Source organism: Mycolicibacterium peregrinum (assembly GCF_001665625.1).
GTDB lineage: Bacteria > Actinomycetota > Actinomycetes > Mycobacteriales > Mycobacteriaceae > Mycobacterium > Mycobacterium peregrinum_B.
In genome coordinates this window covers 14,817-36,043 of record NZ_LZSY01000151.1, presented here as the reverse complement: position 1 = coordinate 36,043, position 21,227 = coordinate 14,817, and the positions used below count along the sequence as shown (strand labels likewise).

The 21,227-nt window shown below is 65.6% G+C and carries 21 protein-coding genes; 14 read left to right on the top strand and 7 right to left on the bottom strand.

Annotated elements, in window-relative coordinates; genetic code table 11:
• Nucleotides 1–3 precede the first annotated feature (3 nt).
• The 4 genes from A5779_RS23765 to A5779_RS23750 form a co-directional block, all read right to left on the bottom strand.
• Nucleotides 4–825: an enoyl-CoA hydratase gene (locus A5779_RS23765; protein WP_064886201.1), complete on the bottom strand. Its 822-nt coding sequence runs from the start codon at nucleotides 823–825 to the stop codon at nucleotides 4–6.
• Between the two features lie 111 nt (nucleotides 826–936).
• Nucleotides 937–1,944 (bottom strand): dihydrodipicolinate synthase family protein, encoded by a 1,008-nt coding sequence (locus A5779_RS23760; RefSeq protein WP_064886200.1) that lies wholly within the window; start codon nucleotides 1,942–1,944, stop codon nucleotides 937–939.
• Nucleotides 1,945–1,952: 8 nt separating this feature from the next.
• A complete protein-coding gene (locus A5779_RS23755) occupies nucleotides 1,953–2,747 on the bottom strand; it encodes an SDR family NAD(P)-dependent oxidoreductase (RefSeq protein ID WP_064886199.1) in 795 nt (264 codons plus the stop codon).
• A gap of 41 nt (nucleotides 2,748–2,788) precedes the next feature.
• Nucleotides 2,789–3,550, bottom strand: coding sequence for a crotonase/enoyl-CoA hydratase family protein (locus tag A5779_RS23750; RefSeq protein ID WP_003881296.1), 762 nt, complete (start codon nucleotides 3,548–3,550; stop codon nucleotides 2,789–2,791).
• 261 nt (nucleotides 3,551–3,811) lie between these two features.
• On the opposite strand from A5779_RS23750, the gene A5779_RS23745 reads away from it, so the two are divergent.
• From A5779_RS23745 to A5779_RS23720, 6 genes are all read left to right on the top strand, one after another.
• Nucleotides 3,812–4,552 (top strand): TetR/AcrR family transcriptional regulator, encoded by a 741-nt coding sequence (locus tag A5779_RS23745; protein ID WP_179964497.1) that lies wholly within the window; start codon nucleotides 3,812–3,814, stop codon nucleotides 4,550–4,552.
• Nucleotides 4,553–4,752: 200 nt separating this feature from the next.
• Nucleotides 4,753–5,745: an alpha/beta hydrolase gene (locus A5779_RS23740; RefSeq protein WP_064886198.1), complete on the top strand. Its 993-nt coding sequence runs from the start codon at nucleotides 4,753–4,755 to the stop codon at nucleotides 5,743–5,745.
• Complete coding sequence (locus A5779_RS23735) at nucleotides 5,745–6,602, top strand: SDR family NAD(P)-dependent oxidoreductase (RefSeq protein ID WP_110777668.1); 858 nt, start codon at nucleotides 5,745–5,747, stop codon at nucleotides 6,600–6,602. The genes A5779_RS23740 and A5779_RS23735 overlap by 1 nt, the downstream gene beginning before the upstream one ends.
• 37 nt (nucleotides 6,603–6,639) lie before the next feature.
• Nucleotides 6,640–7,560, top strand: a complete 921-nt coding sequence (locus A5779_RS23730; RefSeq protein WP_064886197.1) for a hypothetical protein — start codon at nucleotides 6,640–6,642, stop codon at nucleotides 7,558–7,560.
• A 13-nt stretch (nucleotides 7,561–7,573) separates the two neighbouring features.
• Nucleotides 7,574–9,112: a flavin-containing monooxygenase gene (locus A5779_RS23725; protein ID WP_064886196.1), complete on the top strand. Its 1,539-nt coding sequence runs from the start codon at nucleotides 7,574–7,576 to the stop codon at nucleotides 9,110–9,112.
• Nucleotides 9,113–9,121: 9 nt separating this feature from the next.
• Nucleotides 9,122–9,967 carry a MerR family transcriptional regulator gene (locus A5779_RS23720; RefSeq protein ID WP_064886195.1) on the top strand — a complete coding sequence of 282 codons (846 nt, stop codon included), beginning with the start codon at nucleotides 9,122–9,124 and terminating at the stop codon, nucleotides 9,965–9,967.
• On the opposite strand, the gene A5779_RS23715 is transcribed toward A5779_RS23720, so the two are convergent.
• The 3 genes from A5779_RS23715 to A5779_RS23705 are packed head-to-tail and all read right to left on the bottom strand — an operon-like array spanning nucleotide 9,954 to nucleotide 12,853.
• Entirely contained in the window at nucleotides 9,954–11,135 is a 1,182-nt protein-coding gene (locus A5779_RS23715) for a thiolase family protein (protein WP_064886194.1), read from the bottom strand. The two genes, A5779_RS23720 and A5779_RS23715, sit on opposite strands and share 14 nt — an antisense overlap.
• Nucleotides 11,136–11,187: 52 nt before the next feature.
• On the bottom strand, nucleotides 11,188–12,090 hold the full coding sequence (locus A5779_RS23710) for an enoyl-CoA hydratase/isomerase family protein (protein ID WP_064886193.1): 903 nt from the start codon (nucleotides 12,088–12,090) through the stop codon (nucleotides 11,188–11,190).
• The gene (locus A5779_RS23705) at nucleotides 12,080–12,853 is read right to left on the bottom strand and encodes a FadR/GntR family transcriptional regulator (RefSeq protein WP_064886192.1); all 774 of its coding nucleotides are present in this window, start codon (nucleotides 12,851–12,853) and stop codon (nucleotides 12,080–12,082) included. The genes A5779_RS23710 and A5779_RS23705 overlap by 11 nt, the downstream gene beginning before the upstream one ends.
• Nucleotides 12,854–12,944: 91 nt before the next feature.
• Between A5779_RS23705 and A5779_RS23700 the strand changes: the two genes are divergently transcribed.
• Genes A5779_RS23700 through A5779_RS23665 form a run of 8 tightly spaced genes read left to right on the top strand, consistent with a single transcriptional unit; the run spans nucleotide 12,945 to nucleotide 21,217 of the window.
• Entirely contained in the window at nucleotides 12,945–13,739 is a 795-nt protein-coding gene (locus A5779_RS23700; RefSeq protein WP_082941820.1) for an enoyl-CoA hydratase/isomerase family protein, read from the top strand.
• A 9-nt stretch (nucleotides 13,740–13,748) separates the two neighbouring features.
• The gene (locus A5779_RS23695) at nucleotides 13,749–14,555 is read left to right on the top strand and encodes an enoyl-CoA hydratase/isomerase family protein (protein ID WP_064886190.1); all 807 of its coding nucleotides are present in this window, start codon (nucleotides 13,749–13,751) and stop codon (nucleotides 14,553–14,555) included.
• A 6-nt stretch (nucleotides 14,556–14,561) separates the two neighbouring features.
• Nucleotides 14,562–15,335, top strand: coding sequence for an enoyl-CoA hydratase/isomerase family protein (locus tag A5779_RS23690; protein WP_064886189.1), 774 nt, complete (start codon nucleotides 14,562–14,564; stop codon nucleotides 15,333–15,335).
• Nucleotides 15,335–16,783 carry a class I adenylate-forming enzyme family protein gene (locus A5779_RS23685; RefSeq protein WP_064886187.1) on the top strand — a complete coding sequence of 483 codons (1,449 nt, stop codon included), beginning with the start codon at nucleotides 15,335–15,337 and terminating at the stop codon, nucleotides 16,781–16,783. Before A5779_RS23690 ends, A5779_RS23685 begins: the two co-directional genes overlap by 1 nt.
• A gap of 13 nt (nucleotides 16,784–16,796) precedes the next feature.
• On the top strand, nucleotides 16,797–18,221 hold the full coding sequence (locus A5779_RS23680) for a class I adenylate-forming enzyme family protein (protein WP_064886210.1): 1,425 nt from the start codon (nucleotides 16,797–16,799) through the stop codon (nucleotides 18,219–18,221).
• 16 nt (nucleotides 18,222–18,237) lie between these two features.
• Nucleotides 18,238–19,707 (top strand): class I adenylate-forming enzyme family protein, encoded by a 1,470-nt coding sequence (locus A5779_RS23675; protein ID WP_064886185.1) that lies wholly within the window; start codon nucleotides 18,238–18,240, stop codon nucleotides 19,705–19,707.
• Nucleotides 19,704–20,831, top strand: coding sequence for an NDMA-dependent alcohol dehydrogenase (locus A5779_RS23670; RefSeq protein ID WP_064886183.1), 1,128 nt, complete (start codon nucleotides 19,704–19,706; stop codon nucleotides 20,829–20,831). The genes A5779_RS23675 and A5779_RS23670 overlap by 4 nt, the downstream gene beginning before the upstream one ends.
• Nucleotides 20,828–21,217, top strand: a complete 390-nt coding sequence (locus tag A5779_RS23665) for a PaaI family thioesterase (protein WP_064886180.1) — start codon at nucleotides 20,828–20,830, stop codon at nucleotides 21,215–21,217. The genes A5779_RS23670 and A5779_RS23665 overlap by 4 nt, the downstream gene beginning before the upstream one ends.
• Nucleotides 21,218–21,227: the final 10 nt, after the last annotated feature.

Genomic DNA, 21,227 nt, shown 5'->3' with positions numbered 1-21,227 from the left:
TCATCAACCTTCTTTCAGCGGCGGGAAGTTCGGGGGTCGTTTCTCGAAGAACGCGGTGATGCCTTCGATGAGATCGGGCCGCACCATGGATTCGTGCATCAAGGTTTCGGCGCGGGCGCTGACATCGCGCACGTCGTCGTGGGCGTCGCCGTAGAGCTGACGTTTGATGACAGCCATCGAGGCCGGTGAACAGTTGCGAGCCAGATCTTCGGCGTACCCCAGCGCACGGCTCAACAGATCTTCCGGCGCCACAACCTCTTTCACCAGACCGAGCGCGACGGCTTCCTCGGCGAAGAAGGTGCGTCCGCTCAGCAGCAGGTCCGCCGACGCACCCCAGCCCGCCAGCCTCGGCAGGATCCAGGTGATGCCGTACTCGCCGATCAGCCCGCGACGGGGAAACGCCGTGGCGAATTTCGCTCCGGCAGCGGCGAACCGGACATCGCACATCAACGCGTGCGTGAGCCCGATGCCGACGCACGCCCCGTTGATGGCGGCGATGACGGGCTTGCGCAGTTCGGTCAGGAAATGCGGGTGACGTTCGCCGACGATCTTGCTGACATCGGTGTCTTCGTTGATGCTGGCGCCCAGGTCCTGCATGGCACCCATGTAGGCGCCCGCGCAGAACCCGCGGCCGCTCCCGGTCAGCACGATCACCCGGACCGCCGGATCGGCTTCGGCGCGATCGAAACTCGCGTAGACGCCGGCCGAGATGTCCGCGCCCCAGGAGTTCAGCCGATCGGGGCGGTTCAGCGTAATGACAGCAACGCCGGCACCCGTCACCTCGTAGAGAACAGCCTCGGTTCCGACACTGTCAGCGACCGTCATCCGCGATACCTCCCCGATGCCACACCAGCCGTTCAGACATACATACTGTATACCTATCGGTAGTGCATTCCGCAAGCCCGGCGTCGGCACCGCGACCTGCACAAAGGCGGCTCAGGAATCGATCAAACCGAGCTTGCGATAAGCGGTTTCGATCTGGGTCTTGGCCGCATCCGGCAGCAATGCCTGGGGCGGACGGGAGTGCGGGTACCCGCCGACGGGCAACCCCAGCACCGACGCCGCGTGTTTGAACGCGCCGGCCCAGTGGGTGAAATAGTCGGCTCGACCCGGATAGCAGGTGAACCAGGAACCCATGTCCAGACCGAACTGGTCCAACCCGGACTCCCGGCCGAAGTCCATCGCCTCGATGAGCCGGTCGGCGTACACCAGGTCCCAGTACTCGGTGAAGATGCGGCGTTGCGGCGTCTCGTAGAGATATCCGGCAGTACCCAACTGGGCCGGGCAGACGATGCCCTCACGCAGCCAGCCGGCCCGGTACACCGTGGTGTCACACTCCCAGACCGCCAGGTACGGCACCAGCTCGTGTAGCCGACGGCTCGCGGCCGGCCGGAAGGCGCCCTCCTTGGTGGCGCACACCGCCGGGATCGCCTCGGCGATCCGGGCGCTCTCGTCCGGCGCCAGGACATAGCCCGAGGACGGCGAATTGAACATGCCCAGGGCGATATCCGTGCGTTCGGCGATGTAGGAGAAGAAGCGCAGAACGCCCTCCCCGGCGTGTGCCTCCATCATGGGGGTCTGGATGTAGACGATGTCGGCGCCCGCATGTTGTGCGTGCAGCGTGAGCTCCAGACAGTCCTTGGCCGACGTGGCCGCGGTGCAGGCCTGCACGACCACACCCGGATTGGCGCGGCGCCCCTCGTCGATCGCCACCTCGAGCAGCCGCTTGCGCTCGGCGAGGGTCAGCGCCCAGAACTCGGCCAAACCGCTGGTACACCAGAGCATCTGATGGCCGAGGTCGCCGACGCAGTAGCGCACCAGGCGCCGGTAGGCATCCCAGTCGATGTCGTCGCCATCGGTTCCGCAGAACGGGGTATAGAGCGAGTCACCGATCCCCCGCAAGGCTGAGCGAGCCCAGTCCCGCGCTTCGGTTGCCGTTGCCATACCGCCCCCTAGATAAAGTCCGATCCGCCGTCCACGTTGACGTTGGCCCCGGTCATGTACGAGTTGCGCTTGGACGCCAAAAAGGCTGCGACGGGACCGATTTCACCAGGAAGTCCGGCACGCGGCAGGTGGGCCGGATGCCCGAAATGCTCATCGATGGCCGCCATCAACGCATACGGATCGTTGCCGTCGACACCAACCGTGTCGGCCCAGCCTCGCAGCGCTTCCGAGGAGATGCTGCCCGGCGAGACCACGTTGACCATGATCTCGTCCTTGGCCAACAACAGCGACAGATTCTTGGACACGCTGTTCAGCGCTGCCTTTGCCGCCGTGTAAGCCGGCAGCCGAGTGCTCTGCCGCTGGACCGAATGCGCGGAGAAATTGACGACGCGAGCCCATTCGGCGTTGCGCAGCAACGGCAACGCCGCCCGTACGCAGCGCACCATGCCCATCAGACCGGTGTCGAATGCGTCCCGCCACTGGTCGTCGGTCAGCTCTTCGAAGTTGCCCGCAGCACCCGGGCCGACCGTGTTGATCAACGCGTTCAGCTCACCCCACCGGTCGCCGACCTCGGCAAAAGCCTGCTCGACTTGGGAGCTGTCCGAGGTGTCGGCGACGATCCCGACCGCCTCCGGCGATCCCAGCCGACCCAGCTCCGTTGCGGCAGCATCGAGTACGTCCTGGGACCGACCGACGATGGCTATGCGCGCGCCGTCCTCGGCCAGACACTGGGCGGTTGCGAAACCCATCCCACGGCCACCGCCCACGACAACGGTGGCCGCACCTGCGAAACCGAGATCCATGGCCAGTTACTCTCCGGTCGCTTCGCTCCTGCCCGCCGGTCTCAGGAACCCGTCCAATTGGGCGCCCGCTTCTCGGCGAAGGCGATCGCCCCCTCCTTGGCGTCATTGGAGGAGAACACCGGTCCGAGCAGTTCGCCCTGCTTCTTCCACATCTCGTCGGCCGACCACTCCGAGGATGACGCGATGATCTCCTTGGTCACGGCCACGGCCAGTGGGCCGTTGGCGGTGATTCGATCGGCGAGTTCCAGGGCACCGTCGAGTGCCTCACCGGGCTCGGTCAGCTTGTTGACGAAACCCCACGCGGCGGCTTCCTCGGCAGTGAAGCTGTCGCCGGTGAGCGCGAGTTCCATCGCCTTCTGGTACGGAATGCGCTGGTGCAGTCGCAGCAGTCCACCGCCACCGGCCACGAGACCCCGCTTGACCTCGGGGATACCGAATTTGGCGACCTTGGAGGCGACCACGAGGTCGGTCGCCAGAACCAGCTCGGTACCACCGGCGAGCGCGAACCCCTCGACCGCGGCGATCAGTGGCTTGCGCGGCGGGCGCTCGGTGAAGCCGGCGCCGCGACCGGGCACGTAGGGCAGCTCCCCCGATGCGAACGCCTTGAGGTCCATGCCGGCGCAGAAGTTTCCGCCCGCGCCGGTCAGGACGGCCACCGACAGTTCTGGGGTGTCGTCGAGTTCGTCCATGGCATCGGCGAGGCCCTGGACCACCGCGAGATTGAACGCGTTGCGTGCTTCCGGACGATTGATCGTGATGATGAGCGTGCGACCCCGACGCTCCCGCAGAACTACTTCCGACACCAACTGCCCCTTCGCTTGCGGCCCAATTACCCGGAAAAGCCTACTATAGGGGTTACAGTAAAAAGCCGGAACCCCGTCCAATACCTCCGAGCGACGCCTCGGCGCCCACTGTGGACGGCAGCAACAGAGAGGCTACCGGTAAGCTCGACAGCGACAAGACCCCGCGACACGCGCACATTGGCGCAGTTCAGGTGGTGGCCGGCGGTAAATTCACCTGCGATTGACCCGCGCCACAGGACGGCTTGAGCAGGATCGATTTCGATGGAGGTGCCCGCAGTGGCAAAGCAACCGACCGCTGAGAAACGTCAACGGCGCGAACGCGGGTCCATCAATCCCGAAGACATCATCAAGGGTGCATTCGAACTCGCCGAGCAGGTGTCGATCGACAACCTCAGCATGCCGCTCTTGGGCAAACATCTCGGCGTCGGCGTCACCAGCATCTACTGGTACTTCCGCAAGAAGGATGACCTGCTCAACGCGATGACCGACCGCGCACTCCGCGAGTTCGTGGTCGCCACTCCTTATGTCGAAGCGAAGGACTGGCGCGAGTCGTTGGCCAACCACGCCAGGACCATGCGAAAAGCCTTCATGGGCAACCCGATTCTGTGTGATCTCATTCTCATTCGCTCCGCCCTGAGCCCGCGTGCCGCACGCCTCGGCGTGCAAGAGATGGAGACCGCGATCTCCGGCCTGGTGGAGGCCGGATTGCCAGTCGAGGACGCCTTCGACACCTATTCGGCCGTCTCCGTACACGTGCGCGGCTCGGTGGTGCTGCACCGCCTCTACGAAAAGAACCGGGCCAACGACAACGCACCGGGCGACTACGAAGAGACCATGGTCATCGACCCGGAAGTCACGCCTCTGCTCGCACAGGTCACCACCGAGGGACACCGCATCGGCGCGGCCGACGAGAAGAACTTCGAGTACGGCCTTGAGTGCATCCTCGACCACGCGGCCGCACGGATCGCACAACCGACGGCGACCAAGTCCAAGCGCAAATAAGCGCAACCTTCACCTGAGCCGAAGTCGCCCCTGGCGCTCCGGCCACTTTCGTGCGCCACCAATCCGGATTTCCGTTCGCGGCCGGTCGATTTCGCGTACCCACCGCTTCCAAGTGAGCCGGCACCCAGCTCACCTGGCCCGTGACGTCATCGCCGATTGTTACATTGACAAATGTAACAGTCTGTGGTGACGTAACCCTCGTGACCGGAGTTGCCTCACCCGACCTGCCGGCTGTGCCCAGTGGCCGTTCCCTGCGCGCCGTCGTCGCGGCCGCCACCACCCGGTGGACGTTGGGCTGCCTCACCGGCGTGATCCCGATGAACCGTCCGGGAGTGTGGTTCTCCCGCGGTCTGATCGCCACCATCATGGGGACGTTGGGATCGATGCCCGACGGCACCAGGGTCATCCCGGTCCGCCGGCCCGGACTGCGCGGCGAATGGGTGATCGGCCCGGGCGTGAAGTTCGGCACGCGCGCCGGCTATTACATCCACGGCAGCGCCTACGTGATCTGTTCGGCACACACGCACCGCAAGCTGGTGGCACAGCTTTCCCAGGCCACCGGCATCCCGTTTTTCTCGGTCGACTACCGCCTGGCTCCCGAACACCGATTCCCGGCCGCCGCCGACGACGTCGAAGCGGGCTATCGGTGGTTACTCGCGCAGGGATATTCGGCATCGGACGTCGTGATCGGCGCGGACTCCGCGGGTGGCCACCTGACCTGCGACCTGCTGCTCCAGCACGCCGACGAACCCGGTTTCCAGCCCGCCGGAGTCGTGCTGTTCTCCCCTCTGATCGACCTCACCATGGCACTCGCGCTACAGCAGGAACAGGTGCGCCGTGATCCGGCGATGTCGGCGACGGCGGCGCGGCAGTTGGTCGGGCTGTACACGGCGGCACAGAACCCGGACCAGCCGCGGCTGCGCCTCGACTTCGAGAAGGCGGATCGCCTGCCACCCATGCTGATCCAGGTCGGGGAGTTCGAAATGCTCAGCGCGGACGCGCGCTACCTCGATACCGAGATCACCCGGAACGGAGGGGTGAGCACCCTCGAGGTCTGGCCCGCCATGGTGCACGTTTTCCAGGCACTGCCCCGGCTGGCGCCCGAAGCAGCGACGGCGCTGCGGCGGGCGGCGGGGTTCTTCTCCGCCGTGCTCGCGGACGACCGACCCAACCCCCAGATGGAGGTGTGCTGATGTTCGGAATCGACATGCTGCTCAACGCTTTTCGTGGCGATCGGCGTTGCACTGAAGCGAAGGCGGTCGTGACCGGCGCAGGTAGCGGCATCGGGCGGTCGTTCGCCCTTGAGCTCGCCCGGAGGGGTGGCGAGGTCATCTGTGCCGATATCGATTCCGACCGGGCCGACGAGACGGTGGCGCTGATCGAGGAACTCCGCACCGGGAAGGGCCACGCCGTGGTCTGCGACGTATCCGATCGCACCGCTGTCGAGCAGTTGGCCAAGCAGGCCGCCAGTGTTTTCGGCGGTCCACCGACCCTGGTGATCAACAACGCCGGCGTCGGCGTCGGCGGCAAGCCCGTCGGCGCCATCGGATTCGAGGACTGGGACTGGGCGCTCGGAATCAACCTGTGGGGTGTGGTGTACGGGTGTGAGGTCTTCACGCCGATCCTGCGCGAGGCCGGCCGAGGCGGGATCATCAACGTGGCCTCGGCAGCGGGATTTGCTGCGGCACCGTCGATGGCGCCGTACAACGTCTCCAAAGCGGGCGTCATGTCGCTGTCGGAGACACTGGCCGCCGAGCTCGCGGGCACGGGTGTCGCGGTGACAGTGCTGTGCCCGACCTTCGTGAAGACCAACGTCTTTCAGGATGGCCGCATCACCCCCGGCTCGATGAACCTCAGCCAGCAACTGGCCCGGTGGACCGGGCTGTCTCCCGAGAACGTCGCAGCCCGCACCTTGGACGCGCACGACAGCGGCCGCCTGTACGTGGTGCCCCAGATCGACGCCACTGTCATCTGGCACCTGAAGCGGCACTTCCCCGGTCTCTACGTCCGGGGCGCCGGACTGCTCGGCCGAGTTCTCCCCAAAGACTGAACCCTTCCCGACACCCGCTCTACCGAAAGGACGCACCATGGCGATGGATCTCGACAACATGCTGCAGATGATCAAAGACCGGCAATGGGCTCTGATCGACATCGACTGGGACGCACCGGGAGCCGAGCTGATCGAACCCGAACTGCACGCCAAGCTCAAGCCGTTCATGACCGACCTGATGTGGATCGAGAACGTCGGCGCCCGCGGCTTTGCCGCGCTGGCGAAGAAGGCACCGAATCCGACGCTCAAGAGCATCTACGAGCATTTCCACGCCGAGGAACAGAAGCACGCCAACGCCGAACTCGCCTTGATGCGCAGGTGGGGCATGCTCGAGGACGACGAGATCCCACCGCCGAACGTCAACGTCCAGTTGGTCATCAACTGGCTCGACAAGCATTCCGACGGAATGGGTCTGACGTTCCTCGGCACCGTCATCCCCATGCTCGAGGTCGCGCTGGACGGGGCATTGATCAAGTTCATCACCGACGAGGTCAAAGATCCGGTGGCACAGGAGGTGTTCAAGCGGATCAACTCCGACGAGTCCCGGCACCTGGCCGTCGACTTCGAGGTGATGGATATCCTCGGGCATGCCGATATGCGCAAGCTGCTGATCGAGCTGGTGGGCGGCTGGATCAAGCCCACATTCCTGGTCGGAGTGCTCAGCTACTTCCCGCTGCTGAACAAGATGCGCGACAACATCGTCGAGATGGGTGTCAACGAGGACCGGCTGTACCAGGCGATGCGCAGGTTCCAAAGCGTCGGCGAACGCAGCGAATTCGCCCGCCGATTGCCGATGTACCGAATCATCTCGTGGCAGAGCCGCAAGGTGATCGACCGGACCTCCAAGTACCACTGGCTGGCCGATTCACTGGTCAAGATCACCGGGATGATCCCGATGTCGTTGGTCGAGAACACCCCCACCTGGTCGCAGGAACTGACCTACGAACCCGTCGCCTGAAGGACGCCCTGACATGACTTCTTCATCCATCTCCGTTGCCATCATCGGTGCCGGATTCGCCGGAATCGGCGCCGCCATCCGGCTCAAGGCCGAGGGCGTCGAGGATTTCGTGATATTCGAGCGCGATTCCCGAGTCGGAGGAACCTGGCGCGACAATACCTATCCCGGTGCGGCGTGCGACATTCCGTCCCGGCTGTATTCGTACAGTTTCGCTGCCAACCCGGACTGGTCACACACGTACTCCGGCAGTGCCGAGATCCTGGAGTACATCAACGGCATGGTCGAGTCGTCCGGTATCGGCCCGACGATCCGGTTCGGGCACACCGTCGTCGGTATCTCCTACGACGCGGAGGCCGGCGAGTGGACCGTCGCCCTCGAAGGCCGCGAACCGGTACGGGCCCGAAGTGTGATCGTCGCTGCCGGTCCGCTGGCCAACGCCAGCTTCCCGAACATCCCCGGGATCGACACCTACGAGGGCCACAAGATCCACAGCGCCCGGTGGGATCACGACTACGACTTCACCGACAAACGGGTCGCGGTCGTCGGGACCGGTGCCAGCGGCGTGCAGATCGTGCCCGAACTGGTGAAGACGGCGAAGACGGTCAAGGTCTTTCAGCGGACCCCCGGGTGGGTACTGCCGCGGATCAACACTCCCACCAGTGGCCGGCTGAAGCGCCTCTACCGCAACCTCCCGGTGACCCAGAGCCTGATGAGAAGCGCCTGGTACTGGGGACACGAGTCGGTTGCCCTCGGCGTCGTCTGGGACACCCCGTTCACCCGGCTGGTCGAGGCGGTCAGCAGCGCCAATCTCCGTCTGCAGGTGAAGGATCCGTGGTTGCGGCGCCAGCTGACGCCGGATTTCTCCGCCGGATGCAAGCGGCTCCTGATGACCAGCGAGTACTACCCCGCCTTACAGGCCGACAACTGCAAGCTGGTCACCTGGCCCATCGCTCGGCTGTCCCCCAACGGGATTCGCACCGTCGAGGGCATCGAGCACCAATTCGACTGCATCGTGTTCGCCACCGGGTTCGATGTCTGCAAGACCGGTACCCCGTTCCCGATCACCGGCATCGACGGCCGTGAGCTCGCTGCCGAATGGAGCCGCGGCGCCTACGCGTACCGCAGCGTCGCGGTATCGGGTTATCCCAACCTGTACTTCACCTTCGGACCGAACTCCGGCCCCGGACACAGTTCGGCACTGGTGTACATGGAGGCTCAGATCAACTACATCGTCGAGGCGATCTCGACGCTTCTGCGGTACGACTGGAAATCGCTGGATGTCCGTATCGAGGCCCAGAACCGGTACAACGAGGACATCCAACGGCGCCTGGGCTCCACCACCTGGAACTCGGGTTGCCAGAGCTGGTATCTGACCGAGGACGGTTTCAACGCGACCATGTATCCGGGGTTCGCCACCCAATACGTCAATCAGCTGAAGACGGTGAACCTGCACGACTACAGGATCACTGCGCGTCGCGACAACGAGACCGCGGCGGGCCGCGACATGAGCCCCCTGGCGCAGGTCAGCGGCAGCCCCGCGGCCACCGGATAGGATTCCGGGGTGACCGAGTATCGGATTGACGACCTCGCTCGGGAGGCGGGGACGACGACCCGGAACGTTCGCGTCTACCAGGACAACGGGCTCCTGCCCCGGCCCCAGCGTCGGGGCAGGGTGGCGATCTACACCGATCGCCACCTGCGCCAGCTGCGCGCGATCACCCGGTTGCTCAGTGAGGGCTTCACGCTCAAGCACATCATGAAATTCCTGACCGGGTTGCAGCCCGGACAGAACCTCGTCGATGTGCTGGATCTGTCCGACCTCGAAGAATTGGTCACCGCACCGTGGTCGCACCCGCAGCCACGCACCATGTCCCTCGAGGAGCTGGAAGGACGGCTCGGCGACCTGGACACATCGATGCTGCGCCGGCTGACCAACCACGGAATGATCGCGCCGACGGCCGATGCGAATATCTACTCGGTCCCCGATGTACGGCTCATCGATGACTTCGGCTCACTCGTATCCCGCGGAATGCCGCTGGAGATACTTCTGAAAACCAGCACCGCGGTCGACAAGAAGCTCGACGCCGCCGCACGTGAGCTGACCCGCGGCGGTCATACCGAAGTTGTCCGCCAGCGGGGTCCGGGCTGGCTGCCCACCAATGATGCCGAGCTCGCTTGGGCCGCCGACCTGGTGGACACCATGCGGAGGGCCGCCAGACGACTTGCGCATGCCAGCCTGGACCGCGCCTTCGACGAAGCTGTTCGTGCCGAGTTGCACGAGTATCAGGCAGCGGGCAAGGCCGAGGCCGAATCCGGCCCGGAGACCGCTGCCGAACCTGAGCCAGACGGGGAGACCACGCCGGATCGCCCCCGCCGGGCTCAGGTCAAGCGATCTAAACCTCGATGACGACCGCGCCGCCCTGGCCGCCACCCGCGCACATCGCGGCGACGCCGATGCCGCCACCACGGCGCTGCAATTCGTAGACGAGCGTGGTGACCATGCGGGCACCGGAAGCGGCGATCGGATGGCCGAGGCTGCAGCCGCTGCCGGAGAAGTTCACCAGCTCCTCGTCGAGCCCGTACTTGCGCACCGCGGCGATCGGCACCGAGGCGAACGCCTCGTTGATCTCCCACAGCGCCACATCCGAGGGCTTGAGTCCGGCCCGGCCGAGGACCTTGCCGATCACCTCGACGCCGCCGAGACCCGTGTCCTTGGCGGGCACGCCGACCGCGCCCCAGGCCCTGACGGTGGCCAGCACATTGAGGTTCTCCGCGGCCGCATAGTCGTCACCGACCAGCGCGACAGCAGCGGCAGCGTCGTTGGTGCCGCTGCTGTTGCCCGCGGTGATGGAGAATCCTTCGATCTCCGGGTGCAGGACCTTGAGTTCGGCGAGCTTCTCGGCGGTGGTGCCGCGGCGAGGATGCTCGTCGACGCTGAACTCGATGACCGACCCGTCGGGTTGGTTCACCTTCAGCGGCACGATCTCGTCGAGGAACTTGCCCGCGTCGATGGCGGCGATGGCGCGCTGGTGCGACCGCGCGGCCCAGGCATCCATGTCCTCGCGGGTGATCCCGGCGGCCTGTGCGGTGTTCCAGCCGACCGTGATCGACATGTCGCGCATGGGTGCGTCCGGGGTCTCGACGTGCGTCGGGGTCATCCACGGCTCGATGAACTCGATCTCGGGCCCGAACCCGGGCACCCGCCACTTCATCAGCGGCGACGAGGACAGCGACTGCACACCGCCGGCCACCAGGACCCGCTCCATGCCGGAGCCGATCTGGGCCGACGCATTACCGATGGCGGTGAGCGACCCCGCACAGTGCCGGTTGACGGCCTGGCCGGGCACCGACTCCCAGCCCAGCGCGTCGGCGGCGTAGCGCGCGATATCGCCGCCGCCGTAATTGGATTCGGCGAAGATCAGGTCGTCGATGGCCTCCGGGGCGATGCCGGCGCGACGCACGACCTCGGGCAGGACGGTGGTGATCAGGGTTTCCGGCGGGGTGTTGACCAGGGTCCCTTTGAAGGAACGGCCGATCGCTGTGCGGGCAGCGCCCACGATGACGGGTGTTGGCATGGTTCCACCTTTACGCTATATCGTGTTTCTGTAACGGTATCAGGACGGGTTTCTACTGCGGTTCGGGGACGTGGAAATGCTCGTCGCGCAGGCGGAACGCTTCCTTCGTGCCATGCTGCGCGCGGGTCTTGACGAAGTTGAACTCACCGGGCGAAAACTGCAGGTTGGTGCCGTAGGCATGGAAGATGTAGCTGGCCACCTCCTCGCCCTGGTAGGCCTGACTCTGCTCGACGAGCCGGAACGCCTCCTTGGCGATCACCACCCCGTCGGCGGGCATCTTGGCCGCCTTGGCCGCCCAGTACTGCGCCCGCGCCGTCACCTGGTCGGCATCGCAGGTGTCGGTGAAGATGCCGAGGTGCTCGATCGAGCCGGCCTCGACGATGTCCCCGGTAAGAAGCATCCGCCGGGCCAGCACCGGACCGAGGCGGTGAAAGAACATGTGCAGGCTGCCGAGGGCGGGGCCGAGGAACCGCGTCGCGGGCATCCCGATCTTGGTGTCACGGGCGATCACCGAGATGTCGGTCATCAACGCCATCTCGAACCCCCCGCCGAGCGCGTAGCCGCTGATCTCGCCCACCGTGACCTTCGGGAAGCCCATGAAGTTGTGGTAGAAGCCAAACGACTTGCGGTCCACCGTGAGTCGGCGCCGCTGGCTCGGACGGGACTTCTTGGGCGTGGAAGGACCTTCAGCTCCAGCCCTCTGCTCTTCGCGCGAGCGCTCATCGCCATACCAGCCGTAGGCATTGTTCATATCGGCGCCGGTGCTGAACACGCCCTCGGCCCCGCGCAGCAGCACCACGGTCAGATCGTCGTCGTCCGCCACGATGTCGAGGTAACGGGCCACCTCGTCGCGCATCGCCGCGTCGTAGGAGTTGCGCTGCCTGGGATTGTTCAGCGTGATGGTGGCGATGCGGTGGTCCGCATCGACCTCGAACAGCACCCGGTCATCTGTCATGCGAAATCAACCTCGCTTCAATGGTTTTGTCGTTACCGGCGGCCAGCGTGGTGCGCCGGGCGGCGGTGAGATGGTCGGCCGCGAGCTTGGTGGCCCGCGCCGAATTGCCGTCGGCGATCGCATCCAACAACCGCTGGTGATCGCGCAACGCGGCCCCCATGGTCTTCTCGGACATGCCGGCGCCGTCTTCCCCGGTCCACACCGACGATTCGTGCGTCGACCAGATCAACTCCAGCGAGCCGATGAGCAGGATCATCGGCTCGTTGCCGCATCGGGACACCAGGGCTTCGTGGAACCTCCGGGCGTTCGGCACGTACTGCGAGGTGTCCTCGAACTGTGCTGCCTGAAGGTCGATCTCGGCCTGCAGGTAAGGCACCACCTCGGTGGCACGGTCCTCCCGGTCCGCACACATGCCCGCGCAGATCGGTTCGAGACGCAGCAGCGCCTCGCTCACATCGGCGGGCGTGGCAGCGCGGGTCTGCAGCACCATGCCGATCATGTGGGCGGTGCGGTCAGCCGAGGGCATCTGCACCACGGCACCGCCGACGTTTCCGCGGCGCACCGAGATCAACCCGTCCGTCTCCAGCAGATGGATCGCCTCACGCAACGCGGGCGGGCTGACCCCGAACTCCTGGAACAGGCTCTCCTGGGTGGGAAGGATGTCACCCTCACGCAGGCGGCCGGACAGGATGTCGTCGCGCAGTTTGGACGCCACGATCTCGGCAACCCGAGGCTGCCGGATGCGCCGTACGCGTCCTTCCATCGACGACCTTTCCTTGCTAACTTGTACAAGATTGTAACCGCATCGCCTACTGTATGGGCAACTGTATGGATTCGGAAAGGCTGGTTTCCAGGTGACTGACGGTTCGGTGACCACGTCCCGTGCGGACGCCACCCTGCGCATCACGCTCGACCGTCCGGCGCGGCGTAACTCGTTGAGCCATCAGATGATCGACGATCTGGTCGCGACCCTGTCGGCAGCCGCACACGACGATTCACTACGCGCCGTCGCCATCACCGGCGCGGCGGAAAACTTCTGCGCCGGAGCCGACTGGGTCGCCACCAACAGCACCGGAGAGCGACCCCGTACCGGTGACCTGGTCCGGCGGATCCCGCACACCGCGCACCGGATTATCGAGCTGGTGGCCACTATCCAGCTACCGGTGGTATGCGCAGTGCGGGGCTGGGCGGTCGGCCTGGGCTGCAACCTGGCCCTCGCCGCCGACTTCACCATCGCCGAGGACGGGGCGACGTTCTGGGAACCGTTCATGAACCGGGGATTCACCCCCGACTCGGGGGCGACCTGGCTGCTGCCACGACTGGCGGGGGTGGCCCGGGCCAAGCGCATGCTGCTGCTCGGTGAGAAGGTCAACGGATCACAGGCGGCCGACTGGGGACTGATCCACAGCGCGGTGCCCGTCGACGAGTTGGATACGGCAGTCGTTTCGCTATTGGCACGCCTGGCCGCCGGGCCGACCGTCGCGATCGGACTGGCCAAACAGGCCATTGCCTACGGCCAGCACGCCACCCTGACCCAGTCCATGAACCAAGAATTGTCCAACCTGGAACTCTCCTGCCGTACAGGCGATTTCAAAGAAGGCCTGGCTGCGTTCCGGGAACACCGCGATCCCGACTTCACCGGGCGATAAGAGGAATCGATGACAGATTACGAGACCATCAAATACGAGGTGGACGGCCACAAGGCCACCATCACCCTGAATCGGCCCGACGCGCTCAATGCGTTGTCCCCGCACATGATCACCGAACTGCGGGCCGCCTACACCGAAGCCGAGAACAACGACGACGTCTGGCTGATGATCGTCACCGCGACCGGTCGGGCCTTCTGCACCGGCGCCGACGTCAAGGAGATCCCCGGCGACGGAAAGGTCGTCAACGAACGCCCCTACCTGTCCACGTACGAACAGTGGGAGGCGCCGCAGGAGGGAACCCCGCCGTTTCGTACCATGGCCAAGCCTGTCGTGGTGGCCATCAACGGAATCTGCTGCGGCGCCGGACTGGACTGGGTCACCACCGGTGACATCGTGATCGCCTCAGACAAGGCGACGTTCTTCGACCCGCACGTCAGCATCGGTCTGGTCGCCGCCCGCGAAATGGTGCGCCTGGCCCGTGCCCTCCCCCGATCGGTGGCGCTGCGGATGGCACTGATGGGCAAGCACGAGCGCATGACCGTCGAGCGTGCGTACGAACTCGGGTTGATCACCGAGATCGTCGAGCACGACAAACTGCTGGAACGTGCCCACGAGATCGCCGACACCGTGTGTCTCAATGCCCCACTGGCGGTCCGAGGAACCCGACTGGCCATTCACAAGACCCTGGATCTGCCGCTGCACGAAGGAGAGATCCTGGCCGAAACGTTCCGCGAGCGGGTGGTCCGCACCGAAGACGCGCTCGAAGGACCGCGGGCCTTCGTCGAGAAGCGCAAGCCCAACTGGCAGGCACGGTAACAGGCAATGGAGACACTGCTCCTCGACTTCGACCACGAAACCCGGGTGGCCACGCTCACGCTGAACCGCCCCGAGGCCCTGAACTCGTTCAACCGCGCCATGTGCCACGAGATGCGCGACGCGTGGCATGCAATCAAGGACGACGAAGGCATCAACGCGGTGGTGCTACGGGCTGCCGGCGACCGGGCTTTCAGCGCCGGGCTGGACGTGAAATCAAGCTACGGACAGCCCGAGATCGTCTGGAACCACGAGGATCCCGGTGAACTGCTCAGCCCCAAGTGGCAGAAGATGTGGAAGCCGGTGGTCTGCGCGGTGCAGGGCATGTGCACCGCCGGGGCGCTGTACTTCGTCAACGAGGCCGACATCGTGATCTGCTCCCAGGAGGCCACCTTCTTCGATTCTCATGTCAGCGCCGGACTGGTCTCGGCGCTGGAGCCGATCGGCCTGATGCGCCGGGTCGGTCTCGGCGATACGTTGCGGATGGCGTTGATGGGCAACGACGAACGGGTAAGCGCCGAGACAGCACTGCGCATCGGACTGGTCACCGAAGTCGTAGCGAGAGATCAGCTGTGGGACCGCGCACACGAGATCGCCGCCACGATCGCGGCGAAACCGCCGACTGCCACCCAGGGCACGGTTAAGGCCATCTGGGAGTCCCTGGACAAGCCGTACCGTGCCGCGATGGACCAGGGCCTCATCTATACGCGACTGGGCAATCCGATCGCCAAGGCCGAGTTGTCCGAGCGTCCCCTGCCCAAGACACAGCCCCGGATCCGCTGATGCCCCACCCGCTTTCACGGCGCATCGACGACGTACTCGATCTCGACCCGGCCGCACCGGCCATCCAGTACGACGGCCAGTGGTTCACCTGGGGACAGGTCGCGACGCTCGCGCGGCGCATCGGTGCATCGACAGCCGGCACGCGCGTCGGAATCCTCCTGCGCAACCAACCCGCCCATGTGGCAGCGCTACTCGGGGTGCTGGCGGCCGGCGGCACCGTCGTGGTGATCAATCCCTCCCGCGGCGACGAGCGCACCAGGGCCGACATCGAGACACTCGACCTGCCGGTACTCGTCGGCCTGGCCGAGGACATCGCCGCGCTGGCCTCGCCGTCCCCCGCGACGACGACCGTGACGATCCGCGATCTCGACACCGCGCCAGAGGTGGTTGTCGCCCCGGATCCGGCGCACGACGCCGGGCGCCCGGGGGTGGCGGTGTGGATGTTGACCAGCGGCACCACCGGCCCTCCCAAACGCGTGGACCTGACGTACGACATGCTCGCCCGCAGCGTCATCGGCCGCGATCCCGAAAACTCCCCGGCACCAACCGAACTGCGACGCGGGGTGGCCATCGTCAACTCGCCTTTGGTCCACGTCGGCGGCGTGTTCCGGGTCTTGTTGTGCATCGCCGAGGCACGGCCATTCGTGCTGCTGCCCAAGTTCGAGCTCCAACGCTGGGCCGACGCCGTGCGCGAGCACCAGCCGCGAGCGGTGTCACTGGTGCCGGCCGCACTGCGCATGGTGCTGCACTCCGACCTCACCCGCGACGACCTCGCCGGCATCCGCGCGGTCACCTCCGGCACCGCCCCGCTGTCGGCCGACGATGCCGATGCGTTCACCGAGAAGTTCGGCATCCCGGTGCTGACCTCGTACGCCGCCACCGAGTTCGGTGGCGGGGTGGCGAGCTGGACGCTGGCCGACCACCAGAAACACTGGAAAGACAAGCGGGGCAGTGTCGGCCGCGCCAATCCGGGGGCCCGGCTGCGCGTCGTCGACGAGGACGGCACCCCGCTGGGGTCCGATGAGAAGGGGCTGTTGGAGGTCAAACCGGCGCAATTCGAAGCCGACGCGGACTGGATACGAACCACCGACCTGGCCCGCATCGATGCCGACGGATTCGTCTGGATACTCGGCCGCGCCGACCAGGCCATCATCCGCGGTGGATTCAAAGTGATGCCCGACGACGTGCGCACCGCCCTGGAGAGCCACCCCGCCGTGCGCGGCGCCGCGGTGATCGGCATTCCCGACGAGCGCCTCGGTGAGACGCCGGTGGCCATGGTGGAACTGCGCACGCCTGCCCCCTCGGCAGAACTCACCGATTATCTGCAGGGACGGCTGGCGCGGTACGAGATCCCCACCAGGATCGCGATTGTCGACACCATCCCGCGTACGCCGTCGGGCAAGGCCGACCTGGGTGCCGTCCGCGAGCACTTCGCCACCGGTGGCTGACACGCTGGCCGCTATGCTCGCCGGACTGCGTGGCCGGGGTGCTCATCCCCTGCTGATCTGCGACAACAGCCGGATCAGCTACGCAGAAGCCGAGAGCCGTTCTGCCTCGGCGGCTCGAGGCCTGATCCAGCTGGGGGCCGGCAAGGGCACACATATCGGGCTGCTCTATCCCAACGGGGTCGACTTCGTGGTGGCCATGCTGGCCGCGGCGCGAATCGGCGCCGTCGTGGTGCCGTACTCCACGTTTCTCACCGCAGCCGAGCTGGAGACCCAACTGCGCGACAGCGATACCGCGATCCTGCTGTCGGCACGCTCCTACCGCAATCACGACTATGCGCAACGGCTTTCCGGTATCGACGGCCCGTGCCTGCGACACGTGTTGTTCGAGATGCCCCACGCCGATGTTCCGGGATTGGCCGAATTCGAAGACGACGTCGATGGCTGCGACCCGCTGGCCATTGTCTACACCTCAGGCTCGACCGGGCCGCCGAAAGGGGCCGTGCATACTCACGCATCGCTGATCGGCCATCAACGCAACCTCAACACGATCCGTGGGCTGACGAGCTCTGATCGGCTCTTCTGCAATTCACCGTTCTTCTGGATCGGAGGTTTCGCGTTCGGTCTGCTGGCCACCATGTCCGCCGGTGCCACCCTGATCTGTTCGAACGCCACCGACCCGGCGCTCACCCTCGACCTCATCGAGGCCGAGAGACCCACTGTCACCAATGGTTTCGTCGCCGGGATCGCACATCTCACGCACCACCCGAGCTACGCCGGCCGGCAGTTCACGGCCCGCCGCGGCAACCTCTATCCGATCATGGCGCCGGATGTCCGTCCGCGGGATCCCGAGCTACGCCACAACATGCTCGGCATGACGGAGTCCGGCAGCGTCGTGCTGCTCGACGGCGACGAGACCGATCAACCCGAGCGCCGACGCGGCAGCTACGGCAGGCCGGCGCCCGGGTTCGAGACCAAGCTGCTCGAGACGGGCGAACTATGTATCCGCGGCCCGCACATGATGCAGGGCTACCACGGACGCAGCAGAGAGGACTGTTTCGACCCCGACGGCTGGTTCCACACCGGAGACCTGGTGCGCGTGGACCGGGACGGATACTTCTACTTCCTCGGTCGCGCGGGCTCGATGATCAAGACGGCGGGTGCCAATGTGACACCTGGAGAGGTGGAAAAAGCCCTCGCGACATTGGGGTTCACCGCGCACGTGCTCGGCCTTCCCGACGCCGTGCGCGGTCAGACCGTCGCCGCCGTGATCGTGACCGACACGCCGGTTGACTTCGACGCGATGCGTAGGGCGCTGCGCGACATGTTGTCGGCGTACAAGATTCCGCGGGAATTCGCAGTCTGCCCACCCGCCGAGCTGCCGACGCTTTCCAGTGGCAAGGTCGATATGCCGGCGTTGGCGGGGCTGTTCGATGCCTGACTCTCTGCCTGACTCGATGCCGGACACCGTCGATGCGCTGCTGCGTCACCATGCGCCGTCCACCAAACCCATGGTGATCGATCCGGACACCCGCATTAGTTACGCCGAGCTCGACACCAGCACTCGGAAGCTGGCGGCCGGGCTGATGACGGCCGGGGTCGCCAAGGGGTCCCGGGTCGGTCTGATCATGCCCAACTCGACGGACTGGGTACGGATTGCCATGGCAATCACCAGAATCGGGGCGATCCTCGTCCCGTTGAGCACACTACTGACCAGCCAGGAACTCACGGCCCAGTTGCGGACCGCCTCCGTGCAGTACCTGATCGCCATCGAACAGTTCCGCGGCCGCCGTTACCCACACGGTCCGGTGCCGTCGCTGCGCCACACGTGGACTCCCGAGGACGTCCTCGCTTTCACCGGCACCGCACCGTTGCCACCGGTACGGCCCAGCGACCCACTCGTCGTCATGTTCACCTCGGGCAGCAGTGGCGCACCGAAAGGCGTCGTCCACTCCCATGCAAACGCCTTGGCTGCGGTCCGTTCCGGGCTCGGTGCGCGGTGCATCACCGCCGAGACACGCCTTTACCTGCCGATGCCGTTCTTCTGGGTGGGCGGTTTCGGTGCAGGCATCCTGTCGGCGCTGGTGGCCGGGGCCACCCTGGTGACCGAGCCTGTTCCCCACCCCGAAGCCACCTTGGAACTCCTTCGGCGTGAACAGGTTACGTTGTTCCGCGGATGGCCCGGGCAGGCCGAATCTCTCGCTCGTCATCCCGCGAGCGCCGACCTCTCGACGCTACGGCCGGGCAGCCTGGAGGCCCTGCTCCCGGTGCACCTGCGTGCTGAGCCCGGCGCGCGGGCGTCGCTGTTCGGGATGACCGAATCGTTCGGGCCGTACTGTGGCTACCCGGCAGATGCCGACATGCCCCGCTCCGCGTGGGGCAGCTGCGGTAAACCGTTCCCGGGAATGGACATTCGCATCGCCGACATCGCGACCGGCACAACACAACCCGCGGGCGTCACCGGCGAGATCCAGATCCGCGGGCGGCATGTCATGCGTGGAATCTGCCGCCGCAGCCGCGAGGAAGTCTTCACGCCCGACGGTTACTACCCCACCGGAGATCTGGGCTACCTCGATGGCGACGGGTTCCTGTTCTACCGCGGCCGCTCCGATGACATGTTCAAAGTCAGTGGTGCCACGGTGTATCCCAGTGAAGTACAGCGGGCGCTTCGGTCTCTTCCCGGAGTCCGCGCCGCTCATGTCGTGAATGTTCCCGATGGTCAGACCAATCAGGTCGGGGCAGTACTCGTCGGCGACAGTCTCGCGGCCGATTCGCTACGCACCGCCGCACGGGACGTACTGAGTCCGTTCAAGGTGCCCACGCTGTGGCTGCTGTTGGACGACGAAGATGCCGTGCCGCGCGGAGCCACGGGAAAGATCGACAATGCCGCACTACACGCCATGTTGAGGGAAGGTAACCGACGATGAAAACCAAAGGTGCCCTTGTATGGGACTTCGGTCAACCGTGGTCGATCGAGGAGATCGAGATCGGCGACCCCCGCACAGGCGAAGTCAAGGTGGCTTTGGAAACCGCGGGGCTGTGCCACTCCGACCATCACTTGATGACCGGAGACATCCCGATGGCCGACTTTCCGATCCTGGGTGGGCATGAAGGTGCCGGAGTGATCGTGGAGGTGGGGCCCGAAACCGAGGGTCTAGCGGTCGGCGACCACGTGGTGATGTCCTTCATCCCTTCCTGCGGAACCTGCCCGGCTTGCCAGGTTGGCCTGCGCAATCTGTGCGACCTCGGGATGGGACTACTCGCGGGCGCTTCGGTCTCCGACGGGTCATTCCGCATACAGACCAATGGGAAGAACGTGATTCCCATGTCACTGCTCGGCACCTTCGCTCCATACGTCGTCGTGCATCGGACGTCGGTGGTGAAGATCGACCCGGCAATCCCCTTCGAGGTGGCCTGTTTGGTGGGGTGTGGGGTGACCACCGGGTACGGTTCGGCAGTACGGAGCGCGGATGTCCGGCCGGGCGAGGACGTAGCGGTCATCGGCATCGGCGGTGTCGGTGTCGCAGCCCTGCAGGGTTCGGCGATCGCCGGCGCCCGCCGCATATTCGCCGTCGACCCGGTCGAATGGAAGCGGGACCAGGCACTCAAATTCGGTGCGCGCGAGTGCTACCCGGACGTAGCGGCTGCCTTGACCGGAGTGGCCGAAGCGACCGGCGGCCGCATGTGCCAAAAGGTCATTGTGACCGTTGGCCGTACCGAGGGGCGAGATGTGGAGTCGTGGATGCGGCTCACGGCCAAAGGTGGTACGAGTGTGCTCACTGCGATGGGCAATGTGGTCGATTCCGACACCACATTGAACCTGGCCGGCCTGACCCTGCTACAGAAGAGCCTGCAAGGAAGCCTGTTCGGCGGCGGCAACCCGCAGTTCGACATTCCTGAACTGCTCGCCCTCTATCAGCTGGGCAAGTTGAACCTCGACGACATGGTGACCCGCGAGTACCGCCTCGATCAAATCAACGAGGCCTACCGCGACATGTTGGAGGGGCGCAACATCCGCGGTGTCATCCGCTACACCGAGGCTGACCGATGACCGCTGACATCTTCGAACTTTTTCAGCTGATCGGATACCGCGATGCCGCGGGCGCGGACGATGAGGCGGTGGTCGAGCTCCCGGTGGCCCCGCACGTGATCAACACCAACGGCGGATTACAGGGCGGTCTGCTGGCCACCCTCGTCGACACCGCGGCCGGGAAGCTGGCAATGCGGCGACTACCACCGGGTCACAGTGTCGTGACGTCGGACCTCAGCCTGCGCTACCTACGACCGGTCACCGACGGCGCCGCCAGAGCGGTGGCACGAATTGTCCACGCCGGCAAGCGATCCATGGTGGTGCAAGTCGAGATCCGCGCAATGCCCGATGATGACCTGGCCGTCATCGCCACGGTCAGTTTCGCGATAATCCGGGCACGGACCTGAATCGCGGCTC

Bases quoted from the DNA above. Each gene is read 5' to 3' on its own strand.
- A5779_RS23765 (WP_064886201.1), bottom strand. From the start codon at position 825: ATGACGGTCGCTGACAGTGTCGGAACCGAGGCTGTTCTCTACGAGGTG.
- A5779_RS23760 (WP_064886200.1), bottom strand. From the start codon at position 1,944: ATGGCAACGGCAACCGAAGCGCGGGACTGGGCTCGCTCAGCCTTGCGG.
- A5779_RS23755 (WP_064886199.1), bottom strand. From the start codon at position 2,747: ATGGATCTCGGTTTCGCAGGTGCGGCCACCGTTGTCGTGGGCGGTGGC.
- A5779_RS23745 (WP_179964497.1), top strand. From the start codon at position 3,812: ATGGAGGTGCCCGCAGTGGCAAAGCAACCGACCGCTGAGAAACGTCAA.
- A5779_RS23735 (WP_110777668.1), top strand. From the start codon at position 5,745: ATGTTCGGAATCGACATGCTGCTCAACGCTTTTCGTGGCGATCGGCGT.
- A5779_RS23730 (WP_064886197.1), top strand. From the start codon at position 6,640: ATGGCGATGGATCTCGACAACATGCTGCAGATGATCAAAGACCGGCAA.
- A5779_RS23725 (WP_064886196.1), top strand. From the start codon at position 7,574: ATGACTTCTTCATCCATCTCCGTTGCCATCATCGGTGCCGGATTCGCC.
- A5779_RS23715 (WP_064886194.1), bottom strand. From the start codon at position 11,135: ATGCCAACACCCGTCATCGTGGGCGCTGCCCGCACAGCGATCGGCCGT.
- A5779_RS23710 (WP_064886193.1), bottom strand. From the start codon at position 12,090: ATGACAGATGACCGGGTGCTGTTCGAGGTCGATGCGGACCACCGCATC.
- A5779_RS23705 (WP_064886192.1), bottom strand. From the start codon at position 12,853: ATGGAAGGACGCGTACGGCGCATCCGGCAGCCTCGGGTTGCCGAGATC.
- A5779_RS23695 (WP_064886190.1), top strand. From the start codon at position 13,749: ATGACAGATTACGAGACCATCAAATACGAGGTGGACGGCCACAAGGCC.
- A5779_RS23690 (WP_064886189.1), top strand. From the start codon at position 14,562: ATGGAGACACTGCTCCTCGACTTCGACCACGAAACCCGGGTGGCCACG.
- A5779_RS23685 (WP_064886187.1), top strand. From the start codon at position 15,335: ATGCCCCACCCGCTTTCACGGCGCATCGACGACGTACTCGATCTCGAC.
- A5779_RS23680 (WP_064886210.1), top strand. From the start codon at position 16,797: ATGCTCGCCGGACTGCGTGGCCGGGGTGCTCATCCCCTGCTGATCTGC.
- A5779_RS23675 (WP_064886185.1), top strand. From the start codon at position 18,238: ATGCCGGACACCGTCGATGCGCTGCTGCGTCACCATGCGCCGTCCACC.
- A5779_RS23670 (WP_064886183.1), top strand. From the start codon at position 19,704: ATGAAAACCAAAGGTGCCCTTGTATGGGACTTCGGTCAACCGTGGTCG.
- A5779_RS23665 (WP_064886180.1), top strand. From the start codon at position 20,828: ATGACCGCTGACATCTTCGAACTTTTTCAGCTGATCGGATACCGCGAT.